Source organism: Kitasatospora sp. NPDC001527, assembly GCF_040298605.1.
In the GTDB taxonomy this organism is placed as follows: Bacteria; Actinomycetota; Actinomycetes; order Streptomycetales; family Streptomycetaceae; genus Kitasatospora.
This window is the reverse complement of record NZ_JBEPAM010000024.1, coordinates 32,307-49,929: the sequence shown is the minus strand read 5'-3', so window position 1 is coordinate 49,929 and position 17,623 is coordinate 32,307. Positions and strand designations below refer to the sequence as shown.

General features: G+C 74.6%; 14 protein-coding genes. 6 read left to right on the top strand and 8 right to left on the bottom strand.

The genetic code is table 11. The features are described from left to right. The first annotated feature begins 2 nt into the window (after window positions 1–2). Window positions 3–485: a hypothetical protein gene (locus tag ABT238_RS21790; protein WP_502884339.1), complete on the top strand. Its 483-nt coding sequence runs from the start codon at window positions 3–5 to the stop codon at window positions 483–485. A gap of 171 nt (window positions 486–656) precedes the next feature. On the opposite strand, the gene ABT238_RS21785 is transcribed toward ABT238_RS21790, so the two are convergent. Beyond that, on the bottom strand, window positions 657–2,102 hold the full coding sequence (locus ABT238_RS21785; RefSeq protein WP_350776377.1) for an alpha/beta hydrolase: 1,446 nt from the start codon (window positions 2,100–2,102) through the stop codon (window positions 657–659). A gap of 215 nt (window positions 2,103–2,317) precedes the next feature. Here ABT238_RS21785 and ABT238_RS21780 point away from each other — a divergent pair, with 215 nt between their 5' ends. After that, a complete protein-coding gene (locus ABT238_RS21780) occupies window positions 2,318–2,926 on the top strand; it encodes a hypothetical protein (protein WP_350569366.1) in 609 nt (202 codons plus the stop codon). Window positions 2,927–3,049: 123 nt separating this feature from the next. Here the strand turns inward: ABT238_RS21780 and ABT238_RS21775 are convergent, their stop codons facing one another. Together ABT238_RS21775 and ABT238_RS21770 are read right to left on the bottom strand one after the other, a co-directional pair. Further along, window positions 3,050–4,417, bottom strand: coding sequence for a hypothetical protein (locus ABT238_RS21775; protein ID WP_350569364.1), 1,368 nt, complete (start codon window positions 4,415–4,417; stop codon window positions 3,050–3,052). 73 nt (window positions 4,418–4,490) lie between these two features. After that, entirely contained in the window at window positions 4,491–5,060 is a 570-nt protein-coding gene (locus ABT238_RS21770) for a DUF4240 domain-containing protein (protein WP_350776352.1), read from the bottom strand. A gap of 1,120 nt (window positions 5,061–6,180) precedes the next feature. Here ABT238_RS21770 and ABT238_RS21765 point away from each other — a divergent pair. After that, complete coding sequence (locus ABT238_RS21765; RefSeq protein WP_350569360.1) at window positions 6,181–7,956, top strand: endonuclease/exonuclease/phosphatase family protein; 1,776 nt, start codon at window positions 6,181–6,183, stop codon at window positions 7,954–7,956. A 563-nt stretch (window positions 7,957–8,519) separates the two neighbouring features. On the opposite strand, the gene secD is transcribed toward ABT238_RS21765, so the two are convergent. Together secD and ABT238_RS21755 are read right to left on the bottom strand one after the other, a co-directional pair. Further along, on the bottom strand, window positions 8,520–10,853 hold the full coding sequence (gene secD / locus ABT238_RS21760) for a protein translocase subunit SecD (protein ID WP_350776333.1): 2,334 nt from the start codon (window positions 10,851–10,853) through the stop codon (window positions 8,520–8,522). A gap of 177 nt (window positions 10,854–11,030) precedes the next feature. After that, window positions 11,031–11,450 (bottom strand): hypothetical protein, encoded by a 420-nt coding sequence (locus tag ABT238_RS21755; RefSeq protein ID WP_350569357.1) that lies wholly within the window; start codon window positions 11,448–11,450, stop codon window positions 11,031–11,033. A 225-nt stretch (window positions 11,451–11,675) separates the two neighbouring features. Here ABT238_RS21755 and ligA point away from each other — a divergent pair, with 225 nt between their 5' ends. Next, window positions 11,676–13,748, top strand: a complete 2,073-nt coding sequence (gene ligA / locus ABT238_RS21750) for an NAD-dependent DNA ligase LigA (protein WP_350776316.1) — start codon at window positions 11,676–11,678, stop codon at window positions 13,746–13,748. 33 nt (window positions 13,749–13,781) lie between these two features. Here ligA and ABT238_RS21745 read toward each other — a convergent pair whose 3' ends face one another. Then, window positions 13,782–14,279 (bottom strand): hypothetical protein, encoded by a 498-nt coding sequence (locus tag ABT238_RS21745; RefSeq protein ID WP_350776298.1) that lies wholly within the window; start codon window positions 14,277–14,279, stop codon window positions 13,782–13,784. Window positions 14,280–14,505: 226 nt separating this feature from the next. Between ABT238_RS21745 and ABT238_RS21740 the strand changes: the two genes are divergently transcribed. After that, on the top strand, window positions 14,506–15,183 hold the full coding sequence (locus ABT238_RS21740; RefSeq protein WP_350569354.1) for a TNT domain-containing protein: 678 nt from the start codon (window positions 14,506–14,508) through the stop codon (window positions 15,181–15,183). 118 nt (window positions 15,184–15,301) lie between these two features. On the opposite strand, the gene ABT238_RS21735 is transcribed toward ABT238_RS21740, so the two are convergent. Beyond that, window positions 15,302–16,081 carry a serine aminopeptidase domain-containing protein gene (locus tag ABT238_RS21735; protein ID WP_350776279.1) on the bottom strand — a complete coding sequence of 260 codons (780 nt, stop codon included), beginning with the start codon at window positions 16,079–16,081 and terminating at the stop codon, window positions 15,302–15,304. 217 nt (window positions 16,082–16,298) lie between these two features. On the opposite strand from ABT238_RS21735, the gene ABT238_RS21730 reads away from it, so the two are divergent. Further along, window positions 16,299–17,111 carry a mechanosensitive ion channel family protein gene (locus tag ABT238_RS21730; protein WP_350569351.1) on the top strand — a complete coding sequence of 271 codons (813 nt, stop codon included), beginning with the start codon at window positions 16,299–16,301 and terminating at the stop codon, window positions 17,109–17,111. 58 nt (window positions 17,112–17,169) lie between these two features. Here ABT238_RS21730 and ABT238_RS21725 read toward each other — a convergent pair whose 3' ends face one another. Then, complete coding sequence (locus tag ABT238_RS21725) at window positions 17,170–17,556, bottom strand: DUF6401 family natural product biosynthesis protein (protein WP_350569349.1); 387 nt, start codon at window positions 17,554–17,556, stop codon at window positions 17,170–17,172. Window positions 17,557–17,623: the final 67 nt, after the last annotated feature.

The window sequence follows — 17,623 nt, the reverse complement described above, 5'->3', positions numbered from 1 at the left end:
AGATGCAGATGAAGCCACGCACCGCAGTCACCCTCGTCGCCCTGGCCATGGCCGGCCTCGCCGTCTCGGCGCCCACGGCCGGCGCCAGCGGAACCAAGCTGTCGCAGTCGACGGCCGCCGGTCAGTTCAGCGGCGCCGGCATCACGTGGAGCTCCAGTGGGGGCTGCACCACCAGGTCCAACTCCACCTGCACCTCGTTCGAGCAGATCAACTCGGGCACGGTGAGCGCGATCATCACCCTCAAGCAGGCCAGCGGCTGTGCCATCAACATCACCGGCGGCACCGAGGTGGGCCACGCCTCCGGCACCTACAGCCACTACAACGGCTACAAGGTCGACATCTCACGCAACTCCTGCATCGACGGCTACATCCAGAACAGCTTCACCTACATCGGCCTCCGCGGCGACGGCTACCCGCAGTGGAAGGCCGCCTCGGGCAACCTGTACTGCAACGAGGGCAACCACTGGGACATCCTCGTCTACTGACCCCGGCCCCGGGCGCCGGCCCCCACGGGGCGCCGGCGCCCGGGGCGTGCCCTGCTGATCCCTGCGGATCGGGCCGCACCTTCCGGCCGAGAGCCGCGGGCGCGGGGAGGGCGACGGTCGACGCCTGGGACGGACCGGTGATGAGCGCAGATCGGCTCCGGCGGCGCGGTGTCAGCTGCAGGTGCGGTCCTTCGCGGGCAGGCGTCCCGTCGTCAGGTAGCGGGTGACGTCGCCGTCCGCGCAGGACGGACGGCCGGTCACCAGGACACCGTGGCCCTCGCCGCCGGCCACCGTGACCATGCGGGCGCCGTGCAGGGCGCGCCGCATGCCCTTGGCCATCGCCAGGGGCGTCTGCGGGTCCCACTGGTTCTGCACGATCAGCGCGTCGACGTCGTTGTTCACGACGGTGACCGCCTCGCGAGGAGCGGACTTCCAGAACGCGCAGGGCTGGATGCCGGCCCCCAGGTCGCCTGCCAGGGGGCTGGCGGCTCGGTCCCGGATCGCGTCCCGGCGGTACTGCTCGGGGTCGCGCGGCCAGCTCCGGACGTCACCGCACAGGACGGCCCAGGCGGCGGAGACCACGTTGTCCACGTCCGGGGCCTCGGCCGCGGCGGGAACGTCGGCACTCGGCCCGGCCGGTGTGCCCGCCGCCGCGGCCTTCAGCGCGACGATGAAGGGCGTGACGGCCTCGACCTCCACGAAGGCCGGGTACTGCGCCCGGATGGCGTCGCCGTCGAACAGCTGACCCTCCAGCGGGATCGGCGTGCGGTCGGCGTGGCCGATCAGGTCCCAGAACGCGGCGCGGACGGCCTCCGGGGTGGCGCCCAGTCCGTAGGCCGCGTCGCGGGCGGCGGCCCACTCCGTCCAGCGGGTGAAGGCGAGTTCGGCGGCTTCGGTCGCGCCGCGCAGCACACCGCGCCAGACCAGGGCCGGGTCGAGGGCGCTGTCGAGCACGAAGCGGTCCGCGCGCCGGGGGAACATCTGGGTGTAGACCGCGCCCAGGTAGGTGCCGTACGAGTGGCCCAGGTAGGAGATCGTCCGTTGCCCCAGCGCGGCCCGGACGGCGTCCAGGTCGCGTGCCGTGTTCCGGGTGGTGATGTGCGGCAGCAGGTCCCCGGCCCTGGCCCAGCACTTGTCCGCCACGCTCCCGGCCCGCGCCACGTCCTGCCCGAACGTCGCGGCCGAGTAGGGGTGCTGGAGGACCTGCTCGTCCGCCGTCAGACCGCAGTTGACGGGCGAACTGCGTCCGACCCCGCGCGGGTCGAAGCCGACCAGGTCGAAGCGCTCGCGCACCTCGGCCGGCAGCAGGGGCTCCATTCCGGCGGGCATCGTCAGCCCCGGAGCACCCGGGCCGCCGGGGTTCATCAGCAGCACGCCGTGCCGCTTCGCCGCACTGCCCGCCTTGATCCGGGAGACCGCGATCCCGATGGTCCGACCACCCGGGTCGGCGTAGTCCAGCGGCACCTTCACCGTCGTGCACTCCAACGAGGCCGGCTGGTCCGCGGCACACCGCTGCCACCGCAGCTGCTGTCGCCCGTACCCCTGGAGCGGCTCCTCCGCCGCGAACGCGGTCGCCGGTGTGAGCGCCGCCAGCACAGCGGCACCCGCCGTCAACACGGAAGTCGTTCGTCCAACGCGCAGCACCATGCCGCCCCCTATGCGGAACTCGGTCTCTCGGATCGCCTCCAGTCTCCGACCGCCCGGCCCGCGCCCCGTCCTGCTGCGGGATGGCTTCACGATCCGACCCAGGTCCTACCCGGCCCCCCAACCCCTACGGGACCAGCCCCACCGACCCTGAGCCGGCCCCGCCGAGTCGTCATCCTCCGTTCGTCATGGGCCTTGAGGTCCTGTCCCTGTCGCCCGCCGTGCGACGCCGGGTGTACGGGTTCCAGCGGCCGGGCCCCGGCGCGCTGTTGGGCTGCCTGCTGGCGTCGGGGGCGGTCGCGTTCGGCTTCAGCGTGCCCGGTTGGGACTACGAGGTTCTCGCGGTGGGGTCGGCGGCGCTCGGGCTCATCCCGTTCGCGTGGCTCGTCCGGCAGCTGGCGGGCACCCGCAAGCCGGCGCAGGAGGCAGCGGCGGGACGGCGCCGCGGCCGCTGGCGGTGGGCGGCCGTCCCGCCGCTGATCGCCACGACCGCCCTGCTGGTGAGCCAGGGCGTTCCCCGCGAGGTGCGGTTCGCGCTCGCGCGGCCCGCGCTCACCTCCTACGCCGAAAGGGCCCTCGCCACGGGCACGGTGGACCCCGGCCCGGCCCGGATCGGCGGCTTCCGGATCAAGGACGCCGAACTGGCCGACGGCGGCGTCAAGTTCCCCATCGCGACCTCCGGCCTCTTCGCCAACCAGGGCTACGCCTACTTCCCGCAGGGCCCGGCCCGCTACCCCGAGTCGTACGACCACCTCGGCGGCCCCTGGTACAGCTGGTCGGGCCCCGACCACTTCTGAGCGCGTCCGGAGCAGCCGGCAGGCCCTCGTCCCCTGCGGCGGCCGTCAGGCCTGCCTCCGCTGGACCGTTGGGAGAGCGGTGAGTTCGCCCGGCCGGAACGGCGGGCGCGGGCCGGGAGTCCGTCAGAGGCCGGCCTCGGCGAGGATGCGGTACATCTCGGGCGGCGGTAGGGCGGGGTTGGCGGCGGCGTCGTCGGCGACTTCGGGGAGCGGGTCCTGGAGCAGGGGCGTCAGCAGGGCGTGGGTGATGTTGGGGTGGCGGGCGGCGCCGCGGCGGAGGGAGGGCTCGGGGGAGGTGGCGAGCCGGTGGAGGGCAGGAACGGGGAGGTCCGGGTCCTCCAGGGCGACCCGACGTACCCTCGGGTCCGGTTCGTCGACGAGGGTCCGCAGCGCCCGGCGGGGGAAGTTGGGGTGCTCCACGAGCAGCGGGCGGAGGTGGAAGTTCTCGCCGTGCGTGCGGACCAGTCGTTCCAGTACCTCTGGTGGGGCGTCCGGTCGGCGGGCCGCGATGCGGCGGACCCGGACGTCCGGGTCGTCGTCGAGCCGCTGCCACGCCTCGTCCGGCAGGTCGGGGCAGGAGGCCAGGACGCGCCGGAACGCCGGGTGCGGGCAGTCCAGGTAGGTCAGCCGCTCGTCGAGGGGCGCGGCCCTCAGCCAGTCCGGTGAGACGCCGGTCCAGCCGAGCGCCAGCATGGCGGCGGTGCTTCCGGCCGCGCGCTCGGCTTCCAGCGGTGCGAGCAGCCCTGCCCGGGTCGCGGCGTCGGTGTGGCGGCTGTAGGCCACCATGACGCGAATACTCGGGTCTTCGAGATCCAGGAACCGGGCCACCATCTCGGCGGACAGGTGCGGGTTTCCGGCGACGGACTGCAGGACGAACTCGTCCCCGGTGCGTATGAGCCGGTCGAACTGGTCGGGTGTCAGCGGTACGTGGCGTGCGACGTTGGCCCGCACGGCCGGGTCCGGGTCGGCGAGGCAGCGGTCCCGGAACTCCGGAGGGACTCCGGGGTGTTGTCGCTCGGTCGCCGCGGCCCGGACCGTGGGGTCGGGGTCGGCGAGCAGCTTCCGCTGCACCGCGGCCGGCCGATCGGGCCAGCAACGCGCGACGGCGGCACGCAGAGCGGGACTCGGCGCTCCGGCGAGGTCCGTTCGGGGCAGGCCGTAGGCCTCCTCCAGGCTGTCGACGCTCATCGGCGTCCCACGGTCCACCATCTGCCGGATGAAGTCCGGGTAGGCGTCGCGGATCTCGGGATCGGCATGCCCGGCGATCCTGCGGCGCATCGCCGGGGAGAGGCGGTCCCCGTGGAGCGCCACCGCGATGTCGGCACCGCCGTGGGTCAGCAGGGCCTCGACGACCGGGTCCGCCAGCCGTCCGCGACGCCAGGCCACGCTCGTCCGGGCGTCCGGATGCGCGGCCAGGCGGACCAGGACGTCCTGCGGGGCGGCCGGGTTTCGGCCCAGCCCGGACAGTACCGGGTGTACTCGGTTCACCATGCGTCCACGGTAGTCGGCGGCTCCGGCGGGAGTTCTCCGCCCACGGTCGTGGGCTCCGGCGTTGCGTCACCGGTCAGGAGCGGGCTTCTCCGGGGAAGAGGGCGTCGAGCCGGGGTGTCCCGGCCCTCACCGTGGCCTCTGCGGTGTCGTCGGGCTTCGGCCATGCTTCCTCGACGGCGTCCAGGGCCTCGTGGAACGCCTTCGAGCAGTCGTCGTCCTGGCCCGTCAGCTCGCCGAACACCTCCTGGGCGACGTAGCCGAGCTCCTCCCATTCCGGCCATTCGTCGTCGTGCCACTCCCGCAGGTGCCGTCCCACCAGGGCGCGTACCTCGGCGACGTCGGCGAGGGCGTCCGGATCGGCGAGCACCGCCCGGTACGTCCTCTGCCCCTGGGCCACCAGCCAGAGCGCGAAGTAGTCGAAGCCGTCGTCAGAGCACAAGCCACCCTCGATCCGGCGCACCGCCCGCCACAGTGCCCCGGTGGCGACCACCGCGCACGCGGCCTCCAGCCGTGCCTGGAACTCCACCGCCCCCGCGGCCGGCCCGCGCCGCAACTCCCCGCGCAGCCACTCCAACCGTTCGTCCCGGCTACCGGGGCGACAGCTCAGCTCGTCCATGAGCGCCCAGAAGGTCTCGTCGTCCATGGTGCAAAGGATCGCAGCCACCACCGACACGCCCGAGGGCTCCCGAGCCAACAGCGGGGCAGCCCTGCCAGGCCGCACAGCCCTGGGAACGGCCTGCCTGTGGCACCTCACGAACTGCGCGCGCCCACCCGTACCCGGCTGAGCTTCGGATGTACGCCAACAGGCACCCTCGGTCGACCCCCGCGGGCGCGCGGGGAGGCTGCGCCGGCCGTTGATCCGCATCAGCGTGTCCCCGGGGGCGCCGCCGCGCCCCCGGGGCGGGCTGCGGCGGAGGGTTCTGTGCGCGAGCGGAGTGGATCCCAGCCTCCCTCGAACTCGCCGGCCCTTCGCCTGGATGACGGCCCGGAGGAGCCTGCGAGCCTGCCGCCTCGAAGGCGATGGGGTTGACCACGCCGTACTCGGCATCACCCGACCTTGCAGTCGCCTCCTCACCCGCCAACACGGTTGCCTGGGCGCGATCCACCGGCCCAACCTCTTCATGCGCCTGTCCACCATGGCCAAGGCGGCCGCCGCGGACGTGTGAGTGGTCCTGGACGATGCGCAGTTCGCCCGCCGCGACTACCAGCACGGGGCCCGGCCCGGCTCCTTCGCCGACGACAGCCGGGCCCGCCGGCTGACCGTCCCCACCCACCTGCCGGACGGCCGCTCGACGGTGATCCGCGAAGCCCGGGTGGTCGACGCGGCCCTCTCCCGTCGCCGAGTCGCCGACGCCCGATCACCCCGCCCTCGGCGGGCCGGAGGTCCGCGGCCGTCATCGGTGTCGACACCGCCGGCCACAGGGCGCTTGGACGCCTCGGCCGACGGGTCCCTGATGGTTCGGGGGAGGGTCCGCAGGGCGCGGGCGGGCGTCTTCCCGTCGGGGCTCCGGACGCGAGAGGCAGAGCCCGGATCACCGTGGTCGCGGTGGCGGCGCCGCAGACAGGAGGCGGCCGTGGGGCTCCGCAGTGGACCCACCCCCGGGTATGGTCTGCTGATCTTGTTGATGGCCCGCCCGTGGAGTGCCGGTGGCGCTCACCGGGCGGGCCGAGTGTGGAGGGGGAAGTTCACCGTGCGTAGACGCGGGACATTCGCCGTTCTGTTGGCATTGTTGGTGGTCCTGGCAGGGATGCCGCAGGCGGCCGTGGCCGACGCACCGACGCCGACGACAGCGCCGCTGGTCCGGTTCCTGACGTACAACATCTGCGGAAACAGCCTCGAAAGTGGCTGTACCAGCCCGCGGACGGTGGAGCCGCGGCGTGCCGAGGTCGTGAGCCAGGCGCTCGAATGGAAGGCCGACCTGGTCTTCCTCCAGGAGGTGTGCCGTCAGCAGTACAACGCCATCAACACGAGCTTGATGGCCGAGGGGTACAGCTCCGGCAACTTCGTGACCACCTTCAGCCCGACCGAGTCGCCGGGCCTGTGCTCGATGGACGACCCGACCGACACCAAGCCGTCGACGGTGGTGACCGGCGACTACGGCATCGCGGTGTTCGCCAAGGGGCCCGTGACCAGCAGGAAGATGCTCAACCCTTCGGTCGGCCCGTACGGCGACGTCACGACGGCGACGGCGAAGGAGGACTGGTTCGCGGCGTGCGTCGAGGCCACGGTCCAGTCCGTCAGGACCCGCGCGTGCTCCGTCCACCTGTGGCCCAACCACGGGGCGCCGCACGACCCGCTCCTCACCCTCACGCAGGCGTACAACCTGTCGATCGACCCGTGGCTCAACGACGGCGCCGCCGTGGTGCTGGGCGGTGACTTCAACCCGGTCAACCGCAACACCTACGGCAGCCGCGAGCGACCCCGCTCCGCGGACCTCGACCCGTTCTACCTGGGCGGCACGGGTGCCATTCCCGGTGGTCAGCCGATGATCGAGACCGACGAGACCGACGTCGACCGCTTCGACTACGAGTGCCGGGACCAGGCCGGGCATCCCGTGGTGACGCGCTGCCGCTCCGGTCAGTACACCCACCCCACGAACGGCAAGCTCGACTACATCTTCCTGGACGAAAGCCACTTCAAGAACGTCGCCGCCGCGGTCGACGCCCCCGCCCCGAGCCGCCAGGGCATCTCCGACCACCTTCCCTACCGGGGCGCGGCGACCTTCAAGCACTGCAACACCAGGGCCGACGTCTACGCCGACCTGCTGCGCGTGGACACCGGGGGCGACCTCTGGCGGCACTTCGGCCGCAGTGACGGCAAGATCGCCGCCGACGAGTGCAAGACCGGCTTCGGCTGGAAGAACACCGAGTTGATCGCCCGGGCGGGGGACGTCGACACGGACGGCGACGGCGACCTCTACGCGATCGACACCAGCGGCACCCTGCGCTTCTACCCGGGTGACCTGGACTCCGAGCTGTTCACCCGCGCACCCCGCGAGGTGGCCCAGGGCCTCGGCGCCGTCGACCGGCTCGCCGTGAGCCCCGACATGGACGGCGACGGGCACCCCGACCTCGTCGTGCGGACCGGCGACGGCATGCTCACCCGCTTCTCGACCAGGACGGACGGCAGCCTCGGCCCCGCCGTCGCCCTCTCGTCCGGCTTCGGGGCCTACGACACCGTCCTCACCCCCGGCGACCTCACCGGTGACGGCCTTCCCGACATCCTCACCCGCACTCCCGGCGGCGACCTCTACCGCTTCGCCGGCAAGGCCGACGGCACACTCGACGGCCCGGTGAAGGTCGGCTCCGGCTGGAACGTGTTCACGCAGATCCTGGCCCCCGGCAACGTCGACGGGGACGCCGCCGGCCGGGGAGACCTCCTGGGGATCAAGCCGCACAGCACCACCGACCCCAAGAAGGACGTCTTCCTCCGCAGGGGCACCGGAGACCCGTCCGCCCCGTTCCCCGACCCGCCCGCCGTCCTCTCCGACAGCGACCGCAGCGGTTGGGGCTTCCCCGCCGCCGACCGGCTCTTCTGACCTGCAGGCCACGTCCTGGCAACCCGCTTCACTGCCCCGGTCCGCCCCCGGACCGGGGCACAGCCGTACCGGCCGGCACCAGTGCGCCCCCGACCGCACCTCCCCGTGGCCGCGGGGATGACGAGGTGTCACGGAGCGTCGCCCATCGTGGCAGACGCCGGCGAGGGTCGTCGGTGCGGGAAGCCTCACCCGCTGCCTGCTGCCGGCTCGGCTCACGGGTGGGACCGAGCTCGTCCTCGGGACCTGGCTGCGGATCAGCGAAGACGATCTGGAGCGCGCCCGCCGGATCCGGAAAGCCCCGGAGTACCGGGACCTCGTACTCCGGGGTGCCATGGCCAACGCCATCAAGCCGGTCGGAACCCACATCCACCTCACCGTGGCCGTCCACCTCTCGCCCAGGGCCCTCGCGCTGCTCACCGTCCTGGCCGGTGGCGGGCACCCGGTTCCTCATCCAGCGCTGACCACCCCCGCGGGCCCGGACCGACCGGTCCGGGCCCGCGCCCGATTCGCGGACCGCGGCAGGCGCCGCCCCGGAAGGGGACGTTGCCGGCGCTCTGCTCCGGTCAGACCACCGCCCCGTTGTGGTCGCGGGCCCGGGCCGCGGCCGCCGCGTGCGGTGTCCGGGACTCCCGGGCATCCCGCGGTCGGTCCGGGAAGCGTCCCTGGAGCAGCACGACCACCGGCATCGCGGTGAAGACCGTCGAGGCCGTGCCCACCAGGACCCCGGCCAGCAGTGCCACCGAGAAGTCGGCGAGCGAGTCGCCGCCGAGGACCGCGAGGGCCAGCAGGACGAAGAGCGCCCCCATGCCGGTGTTCACCGTCCGGGGGAGGGTCTGTGCCACGGCGCGGTCGGCGAGGTCCGCCCAGCTCGCCTTCGTCCCGGTCCGGCGCAGCTCGCGCAGCCGGTCCAGGACGACCACCGTGTCGTTGACCGAGTACCCGACGATGGTGAGCAGCGCGGCGAGGAAGACGCTGTCCACCGGCTTGCCCAGCCAGGCGAAGAGGCCGAGGACGAGCAGCAGGTCCTGCGCCATCGCGATCACCGCGGCGGCCGCGAAGGTCCACCGGAAGCGGATCGTGAGGTAGAGCAGCTGGGCGGCGACCGCGAGCCCGAGCGCGGCCAGCGCGTAGCCGCGCAGCTCGCTGCCGAGGCTCGGCCCGATCAGCTCGTCGCGCTCCACGGACAGTTCGCCGGTGACGCCGGTGAGCGCCTCCCGGATGCGCTGCTGCTGGTCGTCGCCGGTCTCCTTGGTGCGGACGGACACGCCGGTGTCGCCGGTGGTCTGCACCACGGCCTGCGGGAACCCGGCGTCGACCACCGCCGAGCGGGCGGCGTCCGCGTCGACCCGCTGCGCGGCGGTGTACTGCGCCACCCGGCCGCCGGTGAACTCGACGCCGAAGTCCAGGCCGCGCCCGCCGATCCCGGCCAGGGCGAGCAGCAGCAGGCCGGCGCAGGCGCCCAGCCAGCGCCGCCGGTGGCGCATCAGCCGGGGCGGCCGCCGGGTCAGCCGGGTCCGGAGCCGGCCGACGGTGGCCATGCCGGTCAGGGCGGGCCGCCGGGCGACGGCCGGCCGGCGCACCGCCCACTCGGCGAGCAGCCGGGTGATCAGCATGGCCGAGAACATCGAGGCCAGCACGCCGATCGAGAGCGTCACCCCGAAGCCCTTGACCGGGCCGGTGGCGAACACGAAGAGCAGCCCGGCGGCGAGCAGCGTCGTCACGTTGGAGTCGGCCACCGCGCTCCACGCCTTCGCGAACCCGACGCGGAGCGGGCGCCGCAGGTCGCGTTCCTTGCCGCGGCCGGCCGCCCGGGGCGCGGTGTACTCCTCCCTGGCCCGTTCGAAGACCAGCACGTTGGCGTCCACCGCCATACCGATGGCGAGCACGAAGCCGGCCAGCCCGGGCAGGGTGAGCGTCGCGCCGAGCGCGACCACGGCGGCGTAGGAGATCAGTCCGTAGAGGACCAGCGCGACGGTGGCCAGCACCCCGAGCAGGCGGTACACCGCGATGATGAAGACCCCGGTGCAGAGCAGGCCGATGACCGCGGCCAGGGCGCTGGCCCGGATCGCCTCGGCGCCGAGGGTGGGGCCGACGGTGCTCTGCTCGATCACCGTCACCGGGACGGGCAGGGCGCCGCCCTTGACCAGGGCCGCGAGGTCGCGGGCCTCGTCGGCGGAGAAGCCGCCGGTGATCTGCGTCGAACCGCCGGTGATCCCCTGCCCGCAGGGCACGCTGTCCTGCACGCCGGGGGCGGACAGGACGCGGTCGTCGAGCACGATGGCGACCCGGCGGGCGGGGTCGGCGGGCGCGGCGCACGCCGCCTCGCCGGTGAGCCGGGCCCAGGCGTCGCCGGCCGAGCCGCGGAAGGAGAGGTCGATGCTCCAGCCGAGGCCGGTCCGGGAGTCGAGGACGGCCGAGGCGTCCTTGACGCCGTCACCGGTCAGCACCGGCGGGCCCAGCCGCAGGTGCTGGCCGGGGAGGCCGGGGTCGGCGAGGACCCGGGAGCCGTCCGCCGCGGGGGGTCCGGCCGGGCCGTCGGCGGTCCCGGTGACGGGGTGGAAGGTGAGCTGGGCGGTGCGGCCGATGACCCCGGCGGCCTCGCGGGGGTCCTGGACGCCGGGGAGTTCGACGACGATGCGCCGCTCCCCGGCGCGGGCGAGCGAGGGTTCGGCGACGCCGAGGCCGTCGACCCGGCGGCGCAGCACCTCCAGCGCCCGGTCGGTGGCGTCCGCGTCGGCGCGGACGGTGGGCGAGTCCTGGGTCTCCAGGACGATCCGGGTGCCGCCGCGCAGGTCGAGGCCGAGGCGGGGCGGGGTGGTCAGAGCGACGTAGAGCGAGACACCGACGACGGCGAGCGCGACGAGCGCGCGCCAGAACGTGGCACGGCGAGTAGGCATGGGTACTCCACGGGCGGTCCGCGGGAGCCGGGCGTCCGCGAGGGGACGCCGCACCCGGGACGGGCGGACGCGAGGGAACGGCGCGCCGCCGGGAACGCTCCGGGCACGGTGGCCGGAGCCCTCCCGTCCGGGCCGCGGGCAGGCCGCGGCACCCGGGTCGGCGGGCGCGGTGGAACGTCAGCTGGACCGGGTGGAGGGGGGACCGCGGGTGTGGCGGGGGTCGTAGTGGCCGGACGGCGGCGCCCGCTCCTGGCGCGGCCCCGGGGCGTACACCCCGGGCCGGGGCCGGGGGGCGTCCGTCCGGGCGCCCGGGAGCGTGGCCGGCGGGAGCACGGGCAGCCGGACGCCGGGCTCGGCGGCGGCCGTCCGCCGCTGGACGACGTCGGAGCCGGGGCGGTCCGCGGTGCGCCGGACCTCCGCGCCCGCCGGGCCGAGCCGTACGGCGGGCGCGGCCGGGGCGGCGACGGCGGGCTGCGCGCCGACGGCCGGCTGCGCCGCGCCCGTCGCCGTGCCGAGGACGACCTGGAAGACGGCCCAGGCCAGGAGGAACGCGCAGGACAGCGCGGCCGCCGCGGTCCGACGTACGCGTCGCTCCACTCCGGCCCCCTCCCCGCTCGTGCCGTCACCCGGTCCCGTCCGCAAGAAGCTCTCACTGTAGGCGACGGCGCCGCCGCGCGGGGAGGCCGGGGCGGCGGAGCGGACCGGCCGGGGCCGGGGTCACCGTCCGGCGGGGCCGGGCCGGCGGCAGTGGCCCCGCGGCCTCGCCCCGAGCGACCCGTCGCCGAACACGGCGTTGTCGGTGCCGCCCAGCATGATGCCCTCATGACCCACGACGCCGCCGCTCTCTCCACCCCGGCCGACTACGCCGAAGCCGTCGAACGGGCGGTGCGGGCCGCCGCCGCCTACTACGGCGACGGATCGACCCCGCTGGGGGACGACGAGTACGACGCCCTGCTGCAGGCCGTCACCGCCTACGAGGACGCCCATCCCGACCAGGTACTGGGCAACTCCCCGACCGGCAAGGTCGCCGGCGGCGCGGCCGGCGGGGACGTGCCGCACAGCGTGCCGATGCTCTCCCTGGACAACGTCTTCTCCGCCGACGAGCTCGCGAAGTGGTCCGCAGGGCTGGAGCGGAACCTCGGCCACGAGGTGACCGCCTGGTGCGTGGAGCCCAAGCTCGACGGCATGGCGGTGGCCGCCCGCTACCGCGCCGGGCGCCTGCACCGGATCCTCACCCGCGGCGACGGCCTCGCCGGCGAGGACATCAGCCACGCCGCCGACGCCATCCTCGGCCTGCCCGCCGCGCTCAGCGACCCCATCGACGTCGAACTGCGCGGCGAGGTGCTGCTCACCCACGACCAGTTCGAGCACGCCAACCGGCTGCGCACCGAGCACGGCGCGACGCCGTTCGCCCACCCCCGCAGCGGCGCGGCCGGCACCCTGCGCGCCAAGGACCGCCCCTACCGCGTCGAGCTGACCTTCTTCGCCTACGGCGCCGTCGGCCTGGACGAGGACCTCGGCCACAGCGCGCTGCTGGAACTGCTCGCCGCCCTCGGCGCCAACACCGCCGCCACCACCCCCGCCCACCCGCGGCGCTGCGCCACCCAGGAGGAGGTCCGGCAGCGCGTCGAGGAGATCGCCGCACTGCGCGCCTCGCTGCCGTTCGGCATCGACGGCGTGGTCGTCAAGGCCGACTCCGCCGCCGACCGGCGTGACGCCGGGTCCGGGTCGCGGGCTCCGCGCTGGGCCGTCGCCCGCAAGCTCGCCGCCGAGCACAAGGTCACCCGGCTGCTCGGCGTCGAGTGGAACGTCGGCCGCACCGGCATCGTCGCCCCGCGTGCCGTCCTCGAACCCGTCGACATCGACGGCGTCACCGTCACCTACGCCACCCTCCACAACCCGGCCGACATCACCCGGCGCGACCTGCGGATCGGCGACCGGGTCTTCGTCTACCGGGCCGGCGACGTGATCCCGCGCGTGGAGGCGCCGCTCGCCGACGAGCGCACCGGCGAGGAGCGGCCGATCGTCTTCCCCGAGGCCTGTCCCCGCTGCGGCGACGCCATCGACACCACCGAGCAGCGCTGGCGCTGCACCCGTGGCCGCAACTGCCAGGCCGTCGCCTCCGTCGTCTACGCGGCCGGCCGCGACCAGCTCGACATCGAGGGCCTGGGCCGCACCCGCGCCGTCCAGCTCGTCGAAGCCGGCCTCGTCACCGACATCGCCGACCTCTTCTCCCTCACCCGCGAGCAGCTCCTCGCCCTGGAGCGCATGGGCGACACCAGTACCGAGAACCTCCTCGCCGCGATCGAGACCGCCCGCAGCCGGCCCCTGAACCGCGTGTTCTGCGCACTCGGCGTGCGCGGCACCGGGCGCACTATGTCCCGCCGCATCGCCGCCCACTTCGGGTCCATGGCCGCGATCCGGGCGGCCGACGCCGAGACGCTGGCCGCCGTGGACGGCATCGGCACGGAGAAGGCCCGCGTCATCGTCGCCGAACTCGCCGACCTCGCGCCTCTCCTCGACAAGCTCGCCACCCGGGACGTCGGCACCGCCGTCACCGAACCCCAGGGGCCGGCCGCCGCGGAGAACGCCGCCGTCGGCGAGCCCGCGGACGGTCCCGACGCGCAGCAGCCGGGCTCGGCCGCGCCGCTCGCCGGTGAGGCCGTCGTCGTCACCGGCAGCATGACCGGCCCGCTCGCCGCCCTGTCCCGCAACGAGATGAACGAGCTCGTCGAGCGCGCCGGCGGCAAGGCCTCCTCCTCGGTGTCCACCCGCACCACCCTGCTGGTGGCCGGGGAGAAGGCCGGCTCGAAGCGGGCGAAGGCCGAGACGCTCGGCATCCCGGTCCTCACCCCGGAGGAGTTCGCGGACCGCGTCGCCGCGTACCTGCCGTAGCGCCACGGCGCGCCGGATCTTCCGGAAGGAGCATCAGAGGCAGATCCAGCAGTAGAGGTCCTCGCCCGCCTCCCGGGCGCGGCGGGCCAGCGCGGTCAGGGCCTCGACCAGGGGGCGCAGGTCCTCGCCGTCGGTGGTGTCCAGCTCTTCCGAGGCGGCCGCCCAGCGGGCGCTGACGGCGGGGAGGCCGGCGGCCGGGAGGTCGGCGAGGGTGTCGCGGGCGGGGCGGGACAGGCGCATGATCCACGGGCCGGTCGACCAGGGGTCGTCCTCGTCCGTGGGGCCCTCGCGGCCGGGCGGGGGAGTGGTCGGCCACACGGGGGTCTCGCCGGCCAGGTCGGCCTCCCACTGCACGTCTCGGGCGACGGCGATCAACTGGCCCAGGACGACCTCCGGGTGGACGCCCTTGGCCCGGACTCCGTCGAACACCGGCCGCGCCCCGCCGACCAGCGGGCCGCCCTCGGCGTCGTCGACCGCCGCGAGGACGGCGCCGTCGTCGGGCGCGCGGAAGTAGTCGGTCAGGACGCCCATGGCGGTGGTTCCCGTCTGCTCGGTGGTTCCGGTGCACGGGCAGTGGATCAGGTGCCACTGACACCGTGCCGCCCGGGCGCGGCGTCAGAGTGCCCTCGCTGAACGGGTGAACGGGCCCCGGGCGGGCGTTTCGTCCACGAAGTGGCGCTGCGGTGACGTGTAACTTCCGGTTCCGATCGATCCGTTGTGTGCCCCGCTTCGCCCACCCTCCGGAGGAGACACCCCCATGCGCTCCCGCAACCTCGCCGCCCTCGCCCTGGCGGCCGCCCTGCTGTCGACCGGAACGGTCGCCGTCCAGAGCGCCGCCGCCGTGGACGAATGTCCGCGCGAGCAGTACCGGCCGACCCCCGAGGACCTGCTCAAGTACTACTGCGGCTTCAAGGAGTTGGGCCCCACCGCCGAGGGGCTGAAGAAGCTGCCCGCGTACAAGCTGCTCACCGACTACAACCGCACCGGCGGCCTGCGGCCCGGACAGTTCCTCTCCTGGTACCGCGACGGCCTCAACTGGAAGTACCCGGGGGAGGACGGCTTCGACGACAAGGACGGCACCATCGACAAGGCGGCCGTCGAACTCGCGGCGGGCACCAAGCTCGACCGCTTCGGCGACACCGGCGGCCGCTTCCTGTCCACCGCCGGCACGCCCTACCCCCAGCGCGCCCTTCCGCCGGACAGCCTCAACCCCATCGTCAAGAACAACACGGAGCAGGACAGTTACCACTGCTACACCGTGCTGAAGCCGTTCAAGGTCCAGCAGGGCCGCATCGCCGCCGCGTTCAACCAGCCCGGCGGCGGCACCCAGCAGATGCTGGACAAGGCCCTCGACCCGAACGCCACCAACGTGCAGAACCTCCTGGACACCAACTTCCTGGGCAAGCTCGACATCTCCGAGTGCCTGCCCAAGTGACCCTTCGGTCCGGCGCCCACCCCCGTCAGGGGGTGGTGCGCGCCTCTCGGAGGCGGCGTGATCAGGGTGCCGCTGACGCCCGAGTCCGCCGGTGCGCGCCGGGCGTTGGGGTGACCGCTCAGGCGTCGGTGGGCAGCGCGCGGGCGGGGTGGAGCGGCGGGGCGGTGCGGGGGTGGGAGGGGAGCGGCAGGCCGAGCGAGGCCTCGGAGCCGGGCGGGAGGGCGAGCGCGGCGGCGGCCTCCGGGGGCAGGTCGCGCAGGCCGAGCAGTCCGGCGGAGAGCCGGGCGGCGGCACGGTGCCAGTCGCCGATCCGCCGCATCAGGGTGTGGCCGGTGCCGGCGACCGTGTAGCCGCAGACCCGGGCCCCGGCGGCGCGGCCGCGGGCGGCGAAGGCGCGGGTGTCGGCGGGGGAGGTGACCCGGTCGAGGTCGCCGTGCAGCATCAGGACGTCGCGGCCGGCCAGCTGCTCGCACGGGTCCTCGGCCGGGCACCACGGGGCGAGCGCGACGACGCCGGTGACCGTCGGGTGACCGGCCGCGTGCAGGGCGGCCCGGCCGCCCATCGAGTGGCCGACCAGGACGGTCGGCACCGGGCCCAGCGCCTCCGCGAGGTCGTCGAGCGCGGCGACGGCGTCCCGGGCGGCGTCGGCCCGCTCGCCGTTCCAGCCCCGGTGGCGGTAGCGGACCGCGCCGACCGCCACGCCCGCCCCCGCCGTCTCCCGGCGCAGCGCGCGCACGAAGCCGGCCATCCGCAGACCGGGCAGGTTGAGCGGGCCGGGCCGGGCGAGGCCGTGCTCCTGGCCGCCGTGCAGGACCAGCACCGCGGCGCCCGGCCGCTCCGGCAGCCCGTGCCAGACCAGCGCCCGGTGCCCGCCGCCGCCCGTACGGTTGTCGCTCACGTTGTCCGCTCCCCGCCCGTCCGCCGTCTGCCGTGTGGACCGCCACTGTACGGCCAGGACGCGCGCGGTGGGGATGCCCCGACCGCGGCTGCGGCTTCACCCGGCGAGGCCAGTGCGGGCCGCCGGGGCGTGCGGTCGCCCGGGGGCGCTGCTATCCACGAAGGGTGGGGGGTCCCCGCGCCGCTCCCGGCGCGGGGTCTCCGAGTGGAGGACTCCCGTGGCCCAGCAGCTCGCCCTGTCCGTCGACTTCGGCTCCGGCTTCACCGAGGCCTGGTCGAAGGTCGCCAAGTTCATTCCCCAGTTCATCGCCTTCCTGGCGATCCTGATCATCGGGTGGTTCGTCGCCAAGGCCATCGCCCGGCTGCTCGACCGGGTGCTGCGCCGGGTCGGCTCCGAGCGGGTGGCCGAACGCTCCGGGATCGCCCGGCACCTGGCCGGCTCGAAGTACGACCTGACCGGGATCGTCAGCAAGATCGTCTACTACGCGATCCTGTTGATGGCGCTCCAGCTCGCGTTCGGCGTCTTCGGCCCGAACCCGATCAGCGTCATGATCAACGGCATCGTCGCCTGGCTGCCGCGGGGCATCGTCGCGGTCGTCATCGTGGTGGTCGCGATGGCCATCGCCAACGCCGTGCGCGACATCGTGCGCAGCGCCCTGTCCGGCGCCGCCTACGGGCGGACGGTGGCCACCATCGCCTGGGCGTTCATCGTCCTGCTGGGCGTGGTCGCGGCGCTCGGCCAGGCCGGGATCGCCACCGCCATCACCGGTCCGGTGCTGGTCGCGGTGCTGGCCTCGATCGCCGGCATCCTGATCGTCGGCGTCGGCGGCGGCCTGATCATCCCGATGCGCCAGCGCTGGGAGCGCTGGCTGGACAGCGCCGAGAAGGAGACCGCCAAGCTGCGCGGCAGCGCCTACCAGGCCGGCCGGGCGGACGCGCTGGCCAACCAGCCGGCCCGGCCGGCCACCCCGGCCACGCCGCCGCCGGCCCCGGGCATCGACCCCGGCCGGCCGGGCGAGCAGCCGGGCTGAGCCGCCGGGTCGGACGCCACCGCGTCGGACGTCACCAGGTCGGACGCCGGCGGGGCGGTCAGGCCGCGAGCAGACCGTCCTGCCGGACCAGCCAGCAGATCGCGGTCAGCCGGTGCACCGCGTAGTCGTACCCGACCGGTTCGCGCCAGCCGATCTCGGCCAGCGCGTCGAGGAAGCCCAGCGCGTAGTCGGACAACTCCTCGCGGTCCAGGGGCCGGGGCAGCAGCTCCGGCCCCTGCTCGTACAGCAGGTCGCGCAGCTCGGCGGCGTGCTGGTCGACCGCCGCGGTGAAGCCGGGCTCGAAGGCGAACTCGGCGAGCCGGGGCGTGAAGGCGGCGACGATCCCGGGCAGCGGACAGCCGGCCGGCCGGTCGCGCGGGTCGGCGAAGTCGTCGGGGGAGTCGTCGGGAGAGCCCCGGTGCGACTCGTCGGGCGTGGCGGACATCCGTCCACCGTAGGCGAGCGCGCGAGCCGCTCCGGCCGTCGGAGGCGGTTGCGGGCTGAGACCTTGG